Annotated in this window: 13 protein-coding genes; 8 read left to right on the forward strand and 5 right to left on the reverse strand. The window is 72.1% G+C overall.

Annotated elements, in window-relative coordinates:
• Nucleotide 1 precedes the first annotated feature (1 nt).
• The gene (locus ACIP98_RS13965) at nt 2–2,875 is read left to right on the forward strand and encodes an FAD-binding and (Fe-S)-binding domain-containing protein (RefSeq protein WP_401975822.1); all 2,874 of its coding nucleotides are present in this window, start codon (nt 2–4) and stop codon (nt 2,873–2,875) included.
• Between the two features lie 45 nt (nt 2,876–2,920).
• Here the strand turns inward: ACIP98_RS13965 and ACIP98_RS13970 are convergent, their stop codons facing one another.
• Entirely contained in the window at nt 2,921–3,916 is a 996-nt protein-coding gene (locus ACIP98_RS13970; protein ID WP_319657674.1) for a pirin family protein, read from the reverse strand.
• Between the two features lie 91 nt (nt 3,917–4,007).
• On the opposite strand from ACIP98_RS13970, the gene ACIP98_RS13975 reads away from it, so the two are divergent.
• Together ACIP98_RS13975 and ACIP98_RS13980 are read left to right on the forward strand one after the other, a co-directional pair.
• Nucleotides 4,008–4,496, forward strand: coding sequence for a carboxymuconolactone decarboxylase family protein (locus ACIP98_RS13975; RefSeq protein ID WP_401975824.1), 489 nt, complete (start codon nt 4,008–4,010; stop codon nt 4,494–4,496).
• A 55-nt stretch (nt 4,497–4,551) separates the two neighbouring features.
• The gene (locus tag ACIP98_RS13980; RefSeq protein WP_401975827.1) at nt 4,552–5,172 is read left to right on the forward strand and encodes a TetR/AcrR family transcriptional regulator; all 621 of its coding nucleotides are present in this window, start codon (nt 4,552–4,554) and stop codon (nt 5,170–5,172) included.
• A 78-nt stretch (nt 5,173–5,250) separates the two neighbouring features.
• Here ACIP98_RS13980 and ACIP98_RS13985 read toward each other — a convergent pair whose 3' ends face one another.
• A complete protein-coding gene (locus tag ACIP98_RS13985; protein ID WP_401975829.1) occupies nt 5,251–7,050 on the reverse strand; it encodes a hypothetical protein in 1,800 nt (599 codons plus the stop codon).
• Nucleotides 7,051–7,508: 458 nt separating this feature from the next.
• Here ACIP98_RS13985 and ACIP98_RS13990 point away from each other — a divergent pair, with 458 nt between their 5' ends.
• From ACIP98_RS13990 to ACIP98_RS14000, 3 genes are all read left to right on the forward strand, one after another.
• Nucleotides 7,509–7,970, forward strand: a complete 462-nt coding sequence (locus tag ACIP98_RS13990) for a GNAT family N-acetyltransferase (protein ID WP_401975832.1) — start codon at nt 7,509–7,511, stop codon at nt 7,968–7,970.
• A 455-nt stretch (nt 7,971–8,425) separates the two neighbouring features.
• On the forward strand, nt 8,426–8,878 hold the full coding sequence (locus ACIP98_RS13995; RefSeq protein WP_401975967.1) for a MarR family transcriptional regulator: 453 nt from the start codon (nt 8,426–8,428) through the stop codon (nt 8,876–8,878).
• Between the two features lie 361 nt (nt 8,879–9,239).
• Nucleotides 9,240–9,908 carry a maleylpyruvate isomerase family mycothiol-dependent enzyme gene (locus ACIP98_RS14000; protein WP_401975835.1) on the forward strand — a complete coding sequence of 223 codons (669 nt, stop codon included), beginning with the start codon at nt 9,240–9,242 and terminating at the stop codon, nt 9,906–9,908.
• Between the two features lie 43 nt (nt 9,909–9,951).
• Here the strand turns inward: ACIP98_RS14000 and ACIP98_RS14005 are convergent, their stop codons facing one another.
• Nucleotides 9,952–10,713: a polysaccharide lyase family 7 protein gene (locus ACIP98_RS14005; protein ID WP_319657668.1), complete on the reverse strand. Its 762-nt coding sequence runs from the start codon at nt 10,711–10,713 to the stop codon at nt 9,952–9,954.
• Nucleotides 10,714–10,876: 163 nt separating this feature from the next.
• On the opposite strand from ACIP98_RS14005, the gene ACIP98_RS14010 reads away from it, so the two are divergent.
• Both ACIP98_RS14010 and ACIP98_RS14015 read left to right on the forward strand, forming a co-directional pair.
• The gene (locus ACIP98_RS14010; protein WP_319657667.1) at nt 10,877–11,383 is read left to right on the forward strand and encodes a molybdenum cofactor biosysynthesis protein; all 507 of its coding nucleotides are present in this window, start codon (nt 10,877–10,879) and stop codon (nt 11,381–11,383) included.
• Nucleotides 11,384–11,468: 85 nt separating this feature from the next.
• On the forward strand, nt 11,469–12,497 hold the full coding sequence (locus ACIP98_RS14015) for an LLM class flavin-dependent oxidoreductase (protein WP_319657666.1): 1,029 nt from the start codon (nt 11,469–11,471) through the stop codon (nt 12,495–12,497).
• Nucleotides 12,498–12,572: 75 nt separating this feature from the next.
• Here ACIP98_RS14015 and ACIP98_RS14020 read toward each other — a convergent pair whose 3' ends face one another.
• The gene (locus ACIP98_RS14020; protein WP_319657665.1) at nt 12,573–13,727 is read right to left on the reverse strand and encodes a lectin; all 1,155 of its coding nucleotides are present in this window, start codon (nt 13,725–13,727) and stop codon (nt 12,573–12,575) included.
• A 255-nt stretch (nt 13,728–13,982) separates the two neighbouring features.
• Entirely contained in the window at nt 13,983–15,014 is a 1,032-nt protein-coding gene (locus ACIP98_RS14025; RefSeq protein WP_401975838.1) for a methyltransferase, read from the reverse strand.
• Nucleotides 15,015–15,040 lie beyond the last annotated feature (26 nt).

A 15,040-nucleotide genomic window follows, 5' to 3' on the forward strand; every position in this document is an offset into this window, starting at 1 on the left:
CATGAGCCGCTCCGCCGCCACATCCCCCACCGCGTCGCCCGCCGAGGACCGGGCCCCCGACCTGGCCGGGCTCCTGGCCTCGTGTGTGAGCGACCCTGCCAGGGTCACCACCGACGTGCCCCGCAGGGTCGCGGCCGCCCACGATGCGTCGCCGTACCTGTTCACCCCGCAGGCCGTCGTCCGGGCGGCGTCCGCCGCAGAGGTGGGCGCACTGATGGCCGGGGCGCGGGCGGCGGGCCTGCCGCTGACCCTGCGCTCGGGCGGCACCAGCCTGGCGGGACAGGCGGGCGGCGACGGGATCCTGGTGGACGTCCGCAGCCACTGGCGTGCCGCCGAGGTGCTGGACGAGGGGCGGCGCATCCGGCTGCAGCCTGGACTGACGGTACGTCAGGCCAATGCGCGGCTCGCCCGGTACGGGCACCGGCTCGGCCCCGACCCGGCCAGCGAGAGCGCGTGCACCATCGGCGGACTCGTCGCCAACAACTCCAGCGGCATGAACTGCGGTACGCAGGACAACGCCTACCGCACCATGGAGTCCCTGCAGTTCGTGCTGCCGTCCGGCACCGTCGTCGACACCGCGGCCCCCGACGCGGACGCGGCGCTGCGCGCCCGCGAGCCCGAACTCCACGCGGGGCTGCTCCGGTTGCGCGACCGGGTCCGCGCCTCGGCCGGATCGCGCGCCACGATCGAGCGGCTGTTCGCGATGAAGAACACCATGGGCTACGGGCTCAACTCGTTCCTCGACCACTCCGGCCCGGCCGACATCCTCGCCCACCTCATGATCGGCAGCGAGGGCACCCTCGGCTTCGTCGGCGAGGCCGTCTTCCGCACCGTCCCGCTCCTGCCGCACACCGCCACCGGCCTGCTCGTGCTGCCAGGCCTCGCCGAGGCCACCGACGCCCTGCCCGCCCTGCTGGCCGTCGGCGCCCGCACCGCGGAACTCCTCGACGCGGCGTCGCTGCGCGTGGCCCAGCAGGCCCCGGACCCGGTGGACGAACTGCGCGGACTGCGCGTGGAACACCACGCCGCCCTGCTGGTCGAGTTCGCCGAGGACGGCGCCGAACTGCTGGAGGAACGGGTCGCTGCCGCGCAGCCGGTCCTGGACCGGCTGCCCGCCGTCACCGGGACCTCGCTGGTGCGCGACGCGCGGGTACGGGCCCGGCTCTGGCACCTGCGCAAGGGCCTCTACACCGCCGTCGCCGGCGCGCGCCGCCCGGGCACCACGGCGCTGCTGGAGGACATCGCGGTGCCCATGGAGCGGCTGACCGGCACCTGCGAGGGCCTGATCGGCCTGTTCGACCGGCACGGCTACCAGGACGCGGTGATCTTCGGCCACGCGCGCGACGGCAACCTGCACTTCATGCTCACCCAGGACTTCGACTCGGCCCCGGAGGTCGAGCGCTACGCCCGGTTCACCGACGCCATGGTCGACCTGGTCCTGGACGCCGGCGGCACCCTGAAGGCCGAGCACGGCACCGGCCGCGCCATGGCCCCCTTCGTCCGCCGCCAGTACGGCGACGAACTCTACGACGTCATGCGCGAACTCAAGAGGCTGTGCGACCCGCACCACGTGCTCAACCCGGGCGTGCTCCTGGAGGACGACGCGGCCGCGCACCTGCGCAACCTCAAGAGCGTCCCGCAGGTCGACCCCGCCGTGGACGCCTGTGTGGAGTGCGGCTACTGCGAGCCCGTCTGCCCGACCGCCGACGCGACCACGACGCCGCGCCAACGCATCGCGCTGAGCCGGGAGATCGCGCTCGCCACCGCCGCCGGTGACGAGGAACGCCGTCGCGCCCTGGAGGCCGACTACGGCTACGCGGCCGTCGACAGCTGCGCCGCCGACAGCCTCTGCGTCACGGCGTGCCCCGTGACCATCGACACCGGCGCGGTCATGAAGCGCCTGCGCGCCGAACGCCACAGCCCCACGGCGCAGCGGGCCGGGGAGGCCACGGCCCGGCACTGGGGAATCGCGGTCAAGGGCGTACGGGCGGCGCTGAACACCGCGCACGTCCTGCCGGCCCCGGCCCTGCGCGCCGCCACCGGCGCGATCCGGCGACTCGGCGCGGCGGAACTCGTCCCCACCTGGGCCGACGACATCCCGCGGGGCGGACCGGCCCGCCCCGCGGCACGGCGGCCCGAAGACGCCCGTGCGGTGTTCTTCGCCGCCTGCATCGGCAGCGTCTTCGCCCCGGAGGGTGCCTCCGACGGGTCGCCGGGATCGGCCGCCGCCTTCCTGCGGTTGTGCGAGCGCGCGGGCGTCGCCGTGACCGTCCCCGACCGGCTGGCCGGCCTGTGCTGCGGCACCCCCTGGCAGTCCAAGGGCTACACCGACGGGCACCGCACCATGGCCGCCCGCACCCTGGACGTGCTCTGGGAGGCCAGCGACCACGGCCGGCTGCCCGTGGTCAGCGACGCCTCCTCCTGCACTCACGGCCTGGAGCAACTGCCCGGCGCCCTGCCGGAGTCGGACCGCGCCCGCTTCGCCGCGCTGCGCTTCGTGGACAGCGTGGCCTTCACCGCCGAGCACCTGCTCCCCGCCCTGCCCGAGCCCCGGCGCCTGGGCACCCTCGCCCTGCACCCGACCTGCTCCACCGCACATCTGGGCATCGACGGCGCCCTGCGCACCGTCGCGGCGGCCGTGAGCGAAGAGGTCACCGTGCCGGACAACTGGGGCTGCTGCGCCTTCGCGGGCGACCGCGGTCTGCTCCACCCGGAGATCACCGCGTCGGCGACCGCCGCCCAGGCCGCCGAGATCACCGCGGGCACGTACGACGCGTACGCCTCCTGCAACCGCACCTGCGAGATGGGCATGAGCCGGGCGACCGGCCGCCCGTACCGGCACGTGCTGGAGCTCCTCGACGAGGCCACCGCCTGAGGCCCCCGCACCTGCCGCCGGCGGCCGGCGTCGCGCGACGGCGGATCAGGCGCGGTGCGGGCGGGTCGGGTTGCCGCGCGGGGCGAGGGTGGCGTTGGGGAGCTCGGGGGCCGGGAGGCGCTCCCCGGGGTAGCCCTCGACGGCGCCGAAACGGCTGGTCGCGCTCTGCCAGGCCGCACGGGCCTGGACGATGTCCTCGTGGGAACGGCCGATGAAGTTCCACCACATCACGATCTGCTCGCCGAACGGCGTCCCGCCGAGCAGGACCGTCCGGGCCGGGGCGTCAGTGGTGTTGGTGACCGTCAGCGTGGCGTTCCCGGGCTCCAGGTAACCGAGTTCGGCGTGGCGCAGCGCCGTCCCGGCCATCCGTACCTCGCCGGTGTCCACGAGCAGGCCGTGCTCGAAGGCGGGGTCGATCGCGAGGGTGACGGTCGCGTGCGGCCGGAGCGTGAGTTCGGCGCCGAGCAGCGGGGTGTGGGTGGGCACGGGCGAGGTGTCGCCGGCCAGGGAACCGAGGAAGACCCGTACCTCGCCGCCGTCGAGGGCGACGGGACGCGGGACGTGGTGCTGGAAGGCGCTGGGCGCGTTCCGGTGGGCCTCGGGCAGCGCCACCCACAGCTGGACGCCGTGCAGGACGGTCGTCCCGGGGGTGGAGACCTCGGAGTGGCAGATCCCGTGCCCGCCGGTCATCAGGTTGAGCTCGCCCGGGCGCACGTAGGCCAGGGTGCCCAGGCTGTCGCGGTGCTCGATCTCGCCGGTGAAGAGCCAGCTCACCGTCTGCAGCCCGGTGTGGGGGTGCGGCGCCACGTCCATCCCGCCGCTGTCGGCGACGTCGTCGGGGCCGTAGTGGTCGGCGAAGCACCAGGCACCGATCAGGGACCGCGCCCGCTGCGGGAGGGTACGGCGGACGGTCATCGCGCGCGGGCCGCCGAGGGGGACGTCCCTGGGGGTGAAGACGTCGACCGGCGACGTGCGCCGGCCGTTCCCCTCCGCGCCGGATTCTCCGTGCGGCTCGGTGGGGTCGACCTCGGTGGTGCTCATCGTGTGACGCCCCTCTCAGCGTTATGTTCCATGTTCAACTATCATCCTCGATCGTAGGGGACAACGCACACGGCATGCCGAAGGAGCCCAGGTGAGCGAGGTGACGCAGGCCACCACGAGCCGGCGGATATTCATCGACAAGCAGACCCCGCAGTCCTACGGGGCCATGCGCGACGCCGCGGAGACGATCCGGGGCGCGGCGGCGGACGCCGGGCTCGACCGCGTGCTCGTGGAACTGGTCAACCTGCGCGTCTCCCAGATCAACGCCTGCGCCTACTGCCTGCACGTCCACACCAGGGCCGCACTGCGCGCCGGAGAGGACCCGCAGCGGCTGGGAGTGCTGCCCGCCTGGCGGGACACCGAGGTCTTCACCCCGCGCGAGCGTGCCGCGCTCGCGCTGGCCGAGGCGACCACCACCCCGGCGGACACCGCCGCCGCGGACGAGGCCTACGCCGGGGCCCGCGAGGTCCTGTCCGACGACGAGATCTCCGCGGTGATCTGGGTGGCCATCACCATCAACGCGTTCAACCGCGTGTCCATCATGAGCAAGCACCCGGTACGGCCGCTGCCCGGGCAGTGATCCCGGGCCAGGAACCGGACTGGCGTGTCCGGAAACCGGGGCGGAGAATGTCGGCATGACCTCGCGACTCACGGCCAAGGGGGCCGCCACCCGCCAGCGGATCATCGAGGGCGCGGCGACGGTGATCCGTGAGCGGGGCCCGGGCGAGACCACCCTGGACGACATCCGCGGCCACACCGCGACGAGCAAGAGCCAGCTCTTCCACTACTTCCCCGGCGGCAGGGAGGAGTTGCTGCTCGCGGTGGCGTCCCACGAGGCGGCGCGGGTGCTGTCCGACCAGCAGCCCTACCTGGGCGAGCTCAATTCGTGGCAGGCGTGGGAGCGGTGGCGCGAGGCCGTCGTCGACCGCTACCGCGAGCAGGGGCCGCGCTGCCCGCTGGGCGTGCTCACGTCCGAGCTCAGCCGCACCACCCCAGGCGCCCAGGCCGTGACCCGGGAACTGCTGGCGGCGTGGGAGTCCGACATCACCGCCGGCATCCGCAGCATGCAGGAGCAGGGCGAGATCCCGGCCTCGCTGGACGCCGGCAGGGCCGGAGCCGCTCTGCTCGCCGGTATCCAGGGCGGGGTCTCCATTCTCATGGCGACGGGTTCGCTGACGCACCTCGAAGCCGCGCTCGACATGGGCATCGCCCAGCTCCGCACCGAAGCGTCGTCATCCGTCCCGTGCGGGACGTGAGCGCACAAGGGGACTGCCCGGTCCGGTGACACCGGACCGGGCAGTCGCCGTGCCGCTGTGCTCACGTGCCGCCGTGCGCTACGGGGCCGGATAGTCCGCCAGGAACACCGGCGAACCGATTCTCGTCGTGTCCGCCGGACCGCCCACGCCGTTGACGACGTGGTCGAGCGTTCCGGCCCCGAGGTTGACGGTCATGATGTGGTGCAGCCTGACCCCGGGGGACAGGGGGACCTCGAAGCCGTTCTCGGTGTGGATGGCCGGGTTGTTCTGGTTGAACACGTAGGCGCCGCCGCCGTAGAGGCGGTGCGTCTTCACGTCGTCGTCGACCTTGTAGGCCGCCCAGCCCTTGACCGGGCCGTTCATCCAGTCGGCCTGCGTCGGCGGGTCGTACGGCAACTCGTTCTGGTAGAGGATCGTCGTACCGTCGTCGCCGTTCCACACGGTGTTGTACTGCTGGAAGTGCTCCACGAAAAGGCCCGTCGCGGTCACGTGGTCACCGTTGACGACGACGCCGTTGCGGCCGGTGTTGGTGTTCCAGCGCTCGGTGTCGGTCAGGCCGTCCACTCCGTGGTCGGCCCGCCACACCCAGGTGTGATCGATGATCACGTCGTCGCTGTTGACCTGGAGCGCGACGTCGGCCTTGCCGACGTGCGGTCCGCCGACGCGGAAGTACACGTCGGACAGGGTCGTCGGGTCGTCCGGCGAGCTCTTGTGGTTGTTGCCGGGCTTCTTGCCCACCTGCAGCAGGACCGGAGACTCCTTCGGGCCCGCGTCGATGGTGACACCGGCGATGACGGTACCGGGGACGTCGGAGACCTCGATCGGGGTCGAGCCGCCCACGGCGGTGAGCGTCGCGTGTCCGATACCGAGCACCACCGTGTCGGCGCGCTTGATCCGGATGGTCGACGCGATGTCGTACACGCCGGGGGTGAGCAGCAGGTTCTTGCCCTGTGACAGCGCCTTGTTCATGTCGTGCACCGAGTCCGACGGGGTCGCGACGAAGAAGTCGCCGATCGGTATGGTGCGACCCGGAGTGATGCCGTCGGCCCATGAGACGCCCCGGCTGTTCTTCTGGGCGGACGGCACGCGGACGTTGTACGTCCCGTCCGGGCCGACGAACAGGTACGGCTTCTCGCGGCTCACCGGAGTGGTGTCGAGCGTGGTGTAGGGCGGGTTCGGGAAGCCGGTTTCCGCCGGGGCGCCGACGACACCCGAGAAGACCTGGTTCCACACGCCGTTGGACCAGCCGGCGACCTCGGAGTTGCGGGTGAGCCACTGCTGCTGCGACCCGCTGGTGACGGAAGGCAACTTGGAATCGGCGATGAAGCCGCCGCTGGCGTACTGCGGACCGGCGCTGCAGTAGTCCATCAGCGAGAGGTTGCCGCCGCTGATGTCCAGACGTCGCATGGACACGGCCTGGGAGACGGCCCAGAAGTCGGCCGATGCCTGGCAGCCGCCCTGGCCGGTCGCGTTGATCTTGATGGAAAGATTGGACAGGGTCCGCCAGAAGTTCACCAGCGCCAGGCAGTTGCTCGTCCCGCCGCCCTCCAGGCAGCGGTTGTAGACCTCGACCTTGCCGTTGATGACGACATCGGTGGGTGAGGCGCCCAGGCCGGCGATCTCGGTGTAGTAGCCGACCTTGACCTGGAGCGGGTGCTGCGCGGTGCCGTACGTTCCGGGCTTGAAGAGGTAGGCGTGGCGCGTCGTGCCCATCTCGTTGTCGACCTGGGCGGCGTTCGCGGCGTCGAGGGTCGCCTGGATGTCGGCGACCGGCATGCTCGGATCGAAGACGGTGACGTCGGCCCCGAGTCCTGTCGTGCCGAGGCCGGTCGTGCCGGGGTCCGGCGAGTCGGCGATGGCCGCCGTTCCGGTCGTCATGACACACGTCGCCAAGATGACGCCGAGCGCGAGGACCCGGCCGAATCTGCGGCGGGTGCGGCGCTCGGACGGGTGCCCCGCAGTGCCAGGAGGCAGGGTCGGCATAGGGATTGTCCTTTCCGCTGGGCGCGGAGCTGAGTAAGTGGGAAGGTTTCCGGCCTCGCACGAGGACGGTGCTGGGCGGGACGTGCTTCCTGGGCTGAGAGAGCGCTCTCTCGGCGTGGACGACTCACCAAGGGTCATCTGTCCGCCTCCTCGGGGGCGCCGACCGGGCATCGCGGGCAGCTGAAGTGCCCCGATTGCCCTTGAGCGCAGCAAGTCATGCGTTGCGTGAACGTTCTACTGTGTGAACCTGTCAATCCGCTACGTTCGCGCAGCCCGAGATTCCCGCGATCCGCGGACGTTGGCGCGGGCTGCGCCGGGGTGACGTCACGACCTGTGAGTGCCACCCTCGTGGCATGGAAGGTGTCTCCATCCGCCCGGCCCGGCCGGAGGAACTCCCGTCGCTCGACGCGTTGGTGCTGCGGTCGAAGTCGCACTGGACCGGGGGCCGCGCGGAGGACGTACCCGCCGTGACGCCGGAGCTCACGGCGGCGGACATCACGTCCCGGCATGCCACGGTCGCCGAGAGGGGCGGCGTGCCCGTGGGCTTCTACACGCTCAACGAGCACGCGGACTACCTCGGGATCGGGCTGTTCTTCGTCGACCGCCCCTGCATCGGCACCGGCGTCGGGCGCCTGCTCTGGGACGACCTGGTCCGGCGCGCCGTCGCGCTCGGCGCGCACCTGCTCGGCGTCGGCGCGGAGCCCCGTGCCGAGGGCTTCTACCAGCGGATGGGCATGGTCACCCGGCACGACTTCGAGCACAACGGCGAGCGCCTGATCTGGATGACGGCCGACGTCGGCGCGCTGCCGAAGTGACCGGGTGCCGGCCCGCGACGCGAACGGTCCGGCAGGGGCGACCGGTTGGGCGGGCTCCGGCCTGACGGAGCGAGGGGCCGGGCGGCGCGGCGTCCGCCCCGGAAATAGTATCCGTGGACATAGTTTCCATGTACTCTATTCGGCATGGGCAAGGTGTCACCGGGCCCCACGCCCGGCTTCCTGGTAGGGCGGCTCGCCGACACGTGGCGGGTCGCGGTCGACGGCGCGGCGGCTCCGCCGGGCTGTACGTCTCGCAGCCGGCGCGTGCCCTGGAGCCGGCCGGCACGGGGCAGGCCGTCGCGGGGGTCGAGGGGCCGCTTCAGCAGTCGCTGGAGCCGCTCGCCGGCCTCGCCGCCCGGCGGACGCGCGCGCTCGCCGAGGAGTTGACGACCCTGCTCGACGCACCTCCGGCTCCATCCGTACCGAACGACGAGAGCAATCAAGGGGACACCACCATGACCACCGCCGCATCCACCACGCCCGTCGCCGACGCCCGTCGCCTCGCCCTGGCCCACTACGCCGCCCGCGGCGTCCTGGAGCACGTGCTCGCCCGGCACGGCGTCACGTTCCAACAGCAGGTCGCCCTGCGCGCCGCCGTCGCCTCCGACGTCGCGCAGACGCCGGACGAACTCACCGCCCAGGTCCAGCAGTCCCTGAAAGCGGATCCGGCCGACGTCCGCGCCACGCTCGACGAGCTGCTGGCCAAGGGGCTGCTCGGTTCCGACGGTGCGCACCTTCGCCCCACGGACGCGGGACGCGAGCTGTTCGCCATCGTCGGCGCGGAGACCGCACCCGTCTCCGCCCGTATATGGGGCGGCATACCCGCCGAGGACCTGGCCGCCGCGGGCCGCGTCCTCGCCCTTGTCACCGAGCGCGCCAACGCGGAGCTCGCGGCGCTGACCGGCTGACCGGCTGGCCGCCTGACGCCGGAACGGTTCACGCCGCACGTCCGCGGGGGAGGCGGCACCGCCTCCCCCGGTGCCCCCGAGGGCAGCGTGCGCGGCGTTCACCCCAGCGGGCGAACGAAAAGAGCTCCACCCGGCGTTCGCGCCGGGGAAAGGACGGAATGCCGCGGCCGACCAGCACCACGCGGACCTCGGCCCGAGCGGCGGGTGGGCAGGCCGCCTGCCCGTGTGGCGACCGACGGGCCTCGCGTCGTATCGTGCTCCGCGACGCGATGGGTTCGACCCGGGCCTGCGGTCCGCTCGTACGGGGATCGGCGTCCGACCGGTCACGGCGAGCCACGGGCCGACAGGAGACCTGCGAACGATGACCGACGAGGACGTGATCGTGGACCGGGCGAAGGGCGGCGCCGGGCTGTGGCCCCTGGTCGAGGCGGAGCGGGTTGCGCTGGCGGCCGATCTGGCGGGACTGGACGACGAGGGGTGGGCGACTCCTTCCCTGTGCGACGGGCTGACGGTGCGCGAGGTGCTGGCGCACATCACCGCCTCGGCGCGGCTCTCGCCCGCGCGGTGGATGTCCGGGGTGATCCGCTGCCGCTTCGACTTCGACCGGATGGTGGCCATGCGGCTCGCGGAGCACCTGGGCGCGACGCCGGCCGAGACACTGGAGCGGTTCCGGCGGGCGGTGCTTAGCAGGACCAAGCCCCCGCTGCCCGTCGTGGCCCTGCTCGGCGAGGTGATCGTGCACGGGGAGGACATCCGGCGCCCCCTGGGGCTGCGCCGCGACCACCCGATCGGGACGCTCACCCACGTCGCCGGTTACTACCAGCGCTCGGACATGGTGGTGCTCGCCAAGGGCCGTATCGGCGGCCTGCGGCTCGTCGCGGACGACGGACCCTTCACCAGCGGTTCCGGGGCCCTGGTGTCCGGCCCGACGCTCTCCCTCGTGATGGCCATGACCGGCCGCGCGGCGTACTGCGACGACCTGACGGGCGACGGGGTATCGGTCCTGCGCGAGCGCTGCGCGGGGACGTGACCGGCCCCGCCGCGGGCGCGGCGCCCGCAGCGGGAGCGGGAACTCAGCTGTGCGAGACCGTGAGGCCGTAGAAGGCGACGCGGGCGCCCCTGGTGGTGCTGTCCGAGGACGACTGGTTGTACGAGCCGGCCTTGAAGTACTGCTTGTACGGGTTGAAGGACGACGGGATCGCGTAGTGCGTGGTGCTCCCGTTGACGGTCAGGTCGATCGTGTGGCCGCCGGAGACGCCGATGGTGTACGTCCATGTCTTGCCGACGGACACATGGCCGACGGTGTGCAGCGTCTGGCCGCCGGAGGGTGAGTTCTCGGTGCCCAGCACGATGTCGCCGCTGGAGCGGTAGTAGAGCTCCAGCAGCGGCTTGGTGGACGAGCCGCCCGACCCGAGGTGGATCTGACCGACGCAGACGTTGGAGGTCACCGAGACCACGCGCAGCGTGGCGTTCATGCGGTGGGTGCCGCTGAGCGGCCAGTCCGCGGCGCTGCCGCTGCGGTTCATCTCGCGCAGTTCGGAGCGGGCGTAGTTGGAGTTGGGCGTGGTGACGCCCTTCTCCGGCGCCCAGAAGGTCATCGCGCCGTCGCGGGTGTCGGTGTAGAAGTACGAGTCCTGGTAGCCGTTCGCCCCCTGGAGCCGGGACGAGGAGATGGTGGTCGGCGAGCCCGGGGAGCCGACCGGCTCCTGGAGCTGCCAGACCGAGAGGTCGAAGTTGCCGCCGGGGGCGACGTCGGGGTCGGCGGCGAAGGCGGGGCCGCTGCCGAGGGCGACGGTCGCGACGGCCAGGGAGGCGAGGAGCGTACGCACGCGCATGGGGGGACCTCCTACGAGCTCGGGGCGTTCGCGTATCTGAACGACGTATGTGAACGTGAACGCCAGGTTGGGTCGAGACGGTAAGGCTGTGGCGTGCTCGCGTCAAGGTCTGTACCAATTGCCGCCCCCTCCGCGCCCGGCGGGCCGTAGGCTGGTGGCCATCATGCCCGCGGTGGAAGTCGTCCAGCTCCTGGTCTCGCCCGTGCACCGGTACATGGGGCGGCCGTCCGACGGGCCGTCCCCGGCGCACGACGGCGAACTCGTGCTGCGCGCCGAGGTGCGGGCGAATCTCGGCCTCGTGGGGGACCGCTACTTCGCGAGGCCCGCACACCGCGATGCCGCGGTCACACTCATGGCCGCGGAGAACCTCCCGTCGGACGTCGACCCGGACGTCGACCTGCGCCACGCGCGCCGCAACGTCCTGCTGCGCGGTGTCGACATCGACGCTCTCGTCGGCGAGACCGTCTCGCTCGACACCGGCGACGGACCGGTCCTGCTGGCCGTACGGCGCCCCGCCCGGCCGTGCGCGTGGATGGACGCCGTCATCGGCCCGGGCGCGCAACGCGCCCTGCGCGGCAAGGGCGGTGTCCGCTGCACACCGCTGACGGACGGGGTACTCACCGTCGGGCCCGCAGAGTTCGCGGTCGTGCCGTCGTCCGCACTGGGGTGACCGCCGGTGCGCGCCGGGCGCCTGGGACAATCGCGGGACCGCGGGCACGGGCGCCGCGGGCGCCGCTGACGAGGGAGGATACGCCGTGTCGTCGACGTCGAGGCCGCTGCGCAAGCTGGGCTTCCTGACCATCGGGCTGTTCGACGAGGCCGATCCTCGTCGCGGCCACCAGTCCACGCTGGAGATCATCGAGCTGGGGGAGCGACTGGGCTTCGACAGCGCCTGGGTGCGCCACCGCCACCTCCAGTACGGCATCTCCTCTCCCGTCGCCGTCCTCGCGGCGGCCTCCCAGCGGACCAGCCGCATCGAACTGGGCACCGCCGTCATCCCGCTCGGCTGGGAGAACCCGCTGCGGCTGGCCGAGGACCTGGCGACGGTGGACCTGCTGTCCGGCGGCCGTCTCAACCCGGGCGTCAGCGTGGGACCGCCGATGCACTACGACGAGGTCAAGAACGCGCTGTACCCCGACACGGCCGACCAGGAGGACTTCGGCTACACCCGCGTGGAGCGCCTGCTGGACTTCGTCCGCGGCAAGCCGGCCACCGACTTCAGCGGTGTCGAGGGCATCGAGGTCTTCTCCGACCGCGTCCAGCCGCACTCCCCGGGGCTGGGGCGGCGTATGTGGTACGGCGGCGGGAGCCTGCGGTCGGCCCAGTGGGCCGGTGAGCACGGCATGAACTTCCTGACCAGCAGCGTGGTGAAGGCCGAGGGGCCGGGGGCGTCGGCGGACTTCGCGGCGGTCCAGCTCTCGCACATCCGCGCCTTCCGGGACCGTCACCCCGACGGCGAGAACGCCCGCGTCTCGCAGGGACTCGTCGTGGTGCCCACCGACAGCGCGACGCCGGAGCAGCGGGCCAAGTACGCCGCCTACGCCGCGGCGCGGTTGCCGCGCACGGCCGCGCCGCAGGGGCCGGCGCGCCTGATGTTCGCCCCGGACCTGGTGGGCAGCTCCGACGAGATCGCCGAGCGGCTGACGGCGCACGCCGCCTTCCGCGAGGTGGACGAGGTGGCGTTCGCCCTGCCGTTCCATTTCGAGCACGAGGACTACGTCCAGATCCTCACCGACATCGCCACCCGCCTCGGGCCGGCACTGGGCCGGCCCTCCGCCGTATGACTGCGGCCGCATGACTGCGCCCGTGGGCGGCCCGGATCCACCGGGCCGCCCACGGGCGGAAGGCTACGGCGTCGCTCAGCAGTAGAGGTTGTTCCCCGGGCTGACCCCGAGGATCCCCGTGAACTGCTGGTAGGCGCTCACCCGGCTCTGCACCTGTGCAGGATTGCGGCCGTCGCACTCCAGGGAGCCGTTGATGGAGCGGATCGTCTGGCCGAAGCCCGCCTGGTTGACCATCGCGTTGTGCGGCGTCATGGTGCCCGGGCCGCTCTGCGTGTTCCAGTACCACAGGCCGGTCTTCCAGGCGACGGCCGAATCCTGCTCGACGCGCCAGGGGTTGCCCAGCAGGTCGATGCCGAGGGCGTCGCCCGCGGCCTTGTAGTTGAAGTTCCAGCTGAGCTGGATCGGGCCGCGGCCGTAGTACGCGGACTGGCCGGCCGGGCAGCCGTAGGGCTGGCCCCAGTCGCAGTAGTGCGAGTAGTTGGCGGTGTTCTGCTCCACCACGTAGACCAGGCCGCCGGTCTCGTGATTGACGTTCGCGAGGAAGGCCGCGGCCTCCTGCTTCTTCACCGTGTCACTGCCGCTGTTGGCGAAGCCGGGGTAGGCCGACAGGGCCGCGACCAGGCCGCTGTAGGTGTAGAAGCCGTTCCTGTTCGGGAACATCTGGTTGAACTGGCCCTCGCTGACCACGAATCCGGACGGGTTGCCCGGGTTGCCGCCGCCCGCCGGGGCGTTCCACTTCTGGTTGGCGCCGCCGGTGCAGGTCCAGATCTGCAGCCGGGTGCCGTTGGCGGAGTTGTTCTCGCGGACGTCCAGGCACTTGTTGGCCGCGGGGTTCACGATGTCGTGGGCCGCGGTCACCACCCACTGCTGGTTGGCGCCGCCGGAGCAGTCCCACAGCTGGACCGCCGCGCCGTCGGCGGTGCTGCGGTCCACGACGTCCAGGCACTTCCCGAGCGCCCGCAGGGTGCCGTCGCCGGAGTTCGACCAGCGTTGCGCGTTGGTGCCGTTGCAGTCGTAGAGCTGTACGGCCGTGCCGTTGGCGCTATTGGCGGCCGCCACGTCGACGCACTTGCCGGCCAGTCCGGAGATCTGGCCGTCGGCCGCGTGCGCGGGGGGTGCGGCCACGAACAGTGCGGAGAGGACCGCGGTGAGAACGGCCGTGACCAGGGAACGTCCCACGGCGGCCCGCCGGAAGGAGAAGCGTCTGGCATGTCTGGTGGACAACGACATCGGGGCATCGCTCCTTACACGGCTCGCGGCCGTGGCGGTGGGGGAGGGAGCTGTGGCGGAGGGCGCCGTGCCCGGACCGGTCCGGGCACGGCGCCTTATCAGGTCTAGACCATGACAGGGTGACGGGTCCACGTCAACCATGCGAACGGGGCGGCGGGTGCGGGCGGTTGCACCGCGGGAACACCGAAGGGCGGCCCGGCAGCCGTGTGGCTGCCGGCCCGCCCTCCATCGGATCACGCCGGTCCGGTCCGAGTGCTAGATCGTCTCCAACTCGATGATCTTGAACTGGAATCCTGTCGGGGTGACGGCCGTGCGCCGCCATCCCGACGCGGCGAAGAGCGCGTCGAACTCGGGAAGCTCGCGTTCCTGGCCCGGCAGCATCGCCAGCATGTGCATGTCGGCCAGAGGCTCGAAGCCGGGCGCTCCGATCTCCCCGATCACGTTCTCCACCACCACGACGCGCGCGCCCGGCCGTGCGGCGGCGCGGCAATGTCGCAGGATGCGGATGCAATCGGCGTCGTTCCAGTCGTGCAGGACCATCTTGAGCAGGTACAGATCGGCCGGCGGGACGGACTCGAAGAAGTCTCCGGTGACCGCGGTGAACCGGTCGGCCAGTCCCTGCTTCTCGGCCGAGGCCCGCGCTCCGGCAGAGGCGTGCGGCAGGTCCAGGCTCTGCCCGCGAAGGTCCGGGTTCGCCAGCAGCAGCCCCTGCACGAGCGCTCCGGTGCCGCCACCGACATCGACCGCGACGCTGGTGCCGGTGGTGTCGAGCGCCCGGGCGAGGTCGCGATTCAACTGCTCCGACATGCCGGACATGGCGACCGAGAAGAGCTCCGCCTCGGCCGGGTTGTCGCCGAGGTAGCTGAAGAAGTCCGTGCCCAGCGCGCTTTCGATCTGAGTGCCCCCCTTGCGCACGGCCTCCGGGAACCGCTCCCAGGCCCGCCAGTGAGAGGGCCCCGCCCAGGTGAGGGCCACCTCCCGCAGGGTGTTCGGCGCGCCGGTGCGCAGCAGGCCGCTCAGGGGGGTGCCCGAGAAGCGGCGCCCGCCGTCGTGGGCCACCAGGCCGAGCGCAGCGCAAGCGCGCAGCAGCCGGTAGGTGGTCGCGGGGTCGCTGGATTCCCGTTCGGCTATCTCCTCCGCGCTCAGGGGGCCGTCGGCCAGATGATCCGGGAGGGAGAGGTCGACGGCGGCACGAACGATTTGAGTCACCCAGTAACCGCTGAGCATCTGCAGCAGGATGGCGGCATGCGCGGCTTCGGAAGATGCGTCCTGACGATTCGCGGTCATTGACAAGCACACACCAATCAAAACTG

Source organism: Streptomyces sp. NPDC088354, from assembly GCF_044753585.1.
Classification (GTDB): Bacteria; Actinomycetota; Actinomycetes; order Streptomycetales; family Streptomycetaceae; genus Actinacidiphila.

What these genes read in the sequence shown, in the direction of transcription:
- ACIP98_RS13965 (WP_401975822.1), top strand. Translation starts at nt 2, where the DNA reads ATGAGCCGCTCCGCCGCCACATCCCCCACCGCGTCGCCCGCCGAGGAC.
- ACIP98_RS13970 (WP_319657674.1), bottom strand. Translation starts at nt 3,916, where the DNA reads ATGAGCACCACCGAGGTCGACCCCACCGAGCCGCACGGAGAATCCGGC.
- ACIP98_RS13980 (WP_401975827.1), top strand. Translation starts at nt 4,552, where the DNA reads ATGACCTCGCGACTCACGGCCAAGGGGGCCGCCACCCGCCAGCGGATC.
- ACIP98_RS13985 (WP_401975829.1), bottom strand. Translation starts at nt 7,050, where the DNA reads ATGACGACCGGAACGGCGGCCATCGCCGACTCGCCGGACCCCGGCACG.
- ACIP98_RS13990 (WP_401975832.1), top strand. Translation starts at nt 7,509, where the DNA reads ATGGAAGGTGTCTCCATCCGCCCGGCCCGGCCGGAGGAACTCCCGTCG.
- ACIP98_RS13995 (WP_401975967.1), top strand. Translation starts at nt 8,426, where the DNA reads ATGACCACCGCCGCATCCACCACGCCCGTCGCCGACGCCCGTCGCCTC.
- ACIP98_RS14000 (WP_401975835.1), top strand. Translation starts at nt 9,240, where the DNA reads ATGACCGACGAGGACGTGATCGTGGACCGGGCGAAGGGCGGCGCCGGG.
- ACIP98_RS14005 (WP_319657668.1), bottom strand. Translation starts at nt 10,713, where the DNA reads ATGCGCGTGCGTACGCTCCTCGCCTCCCTGGCCGTCGCGACCGTCGCC.
- ACIP98_RS14010 (WP_319657667.1), top strand. Translation starts at nt 10,877, where the DNA reads ATGCCCGCGGTGGAAGTCGTCCAGCTCCTGGTCTCGCCCGTGCACCGG.
- ACIP98_RS14020 (WP_319657665.1), bottom strand. Translation starts at nt 13,727, where the DNA reads ATGTCGTTGTCCACCAGACATGCCAGACGCTTCTCCTTCCGGCGGGCC.
- ACIP98_RS14025 (WP_401975838.1), bottom strand. Translation starts at nt 15,014, where the DNA reads ATGACCGCGAATCGTCAGGACGCATCTTCCGAAGCCGCGCATGCCGCC.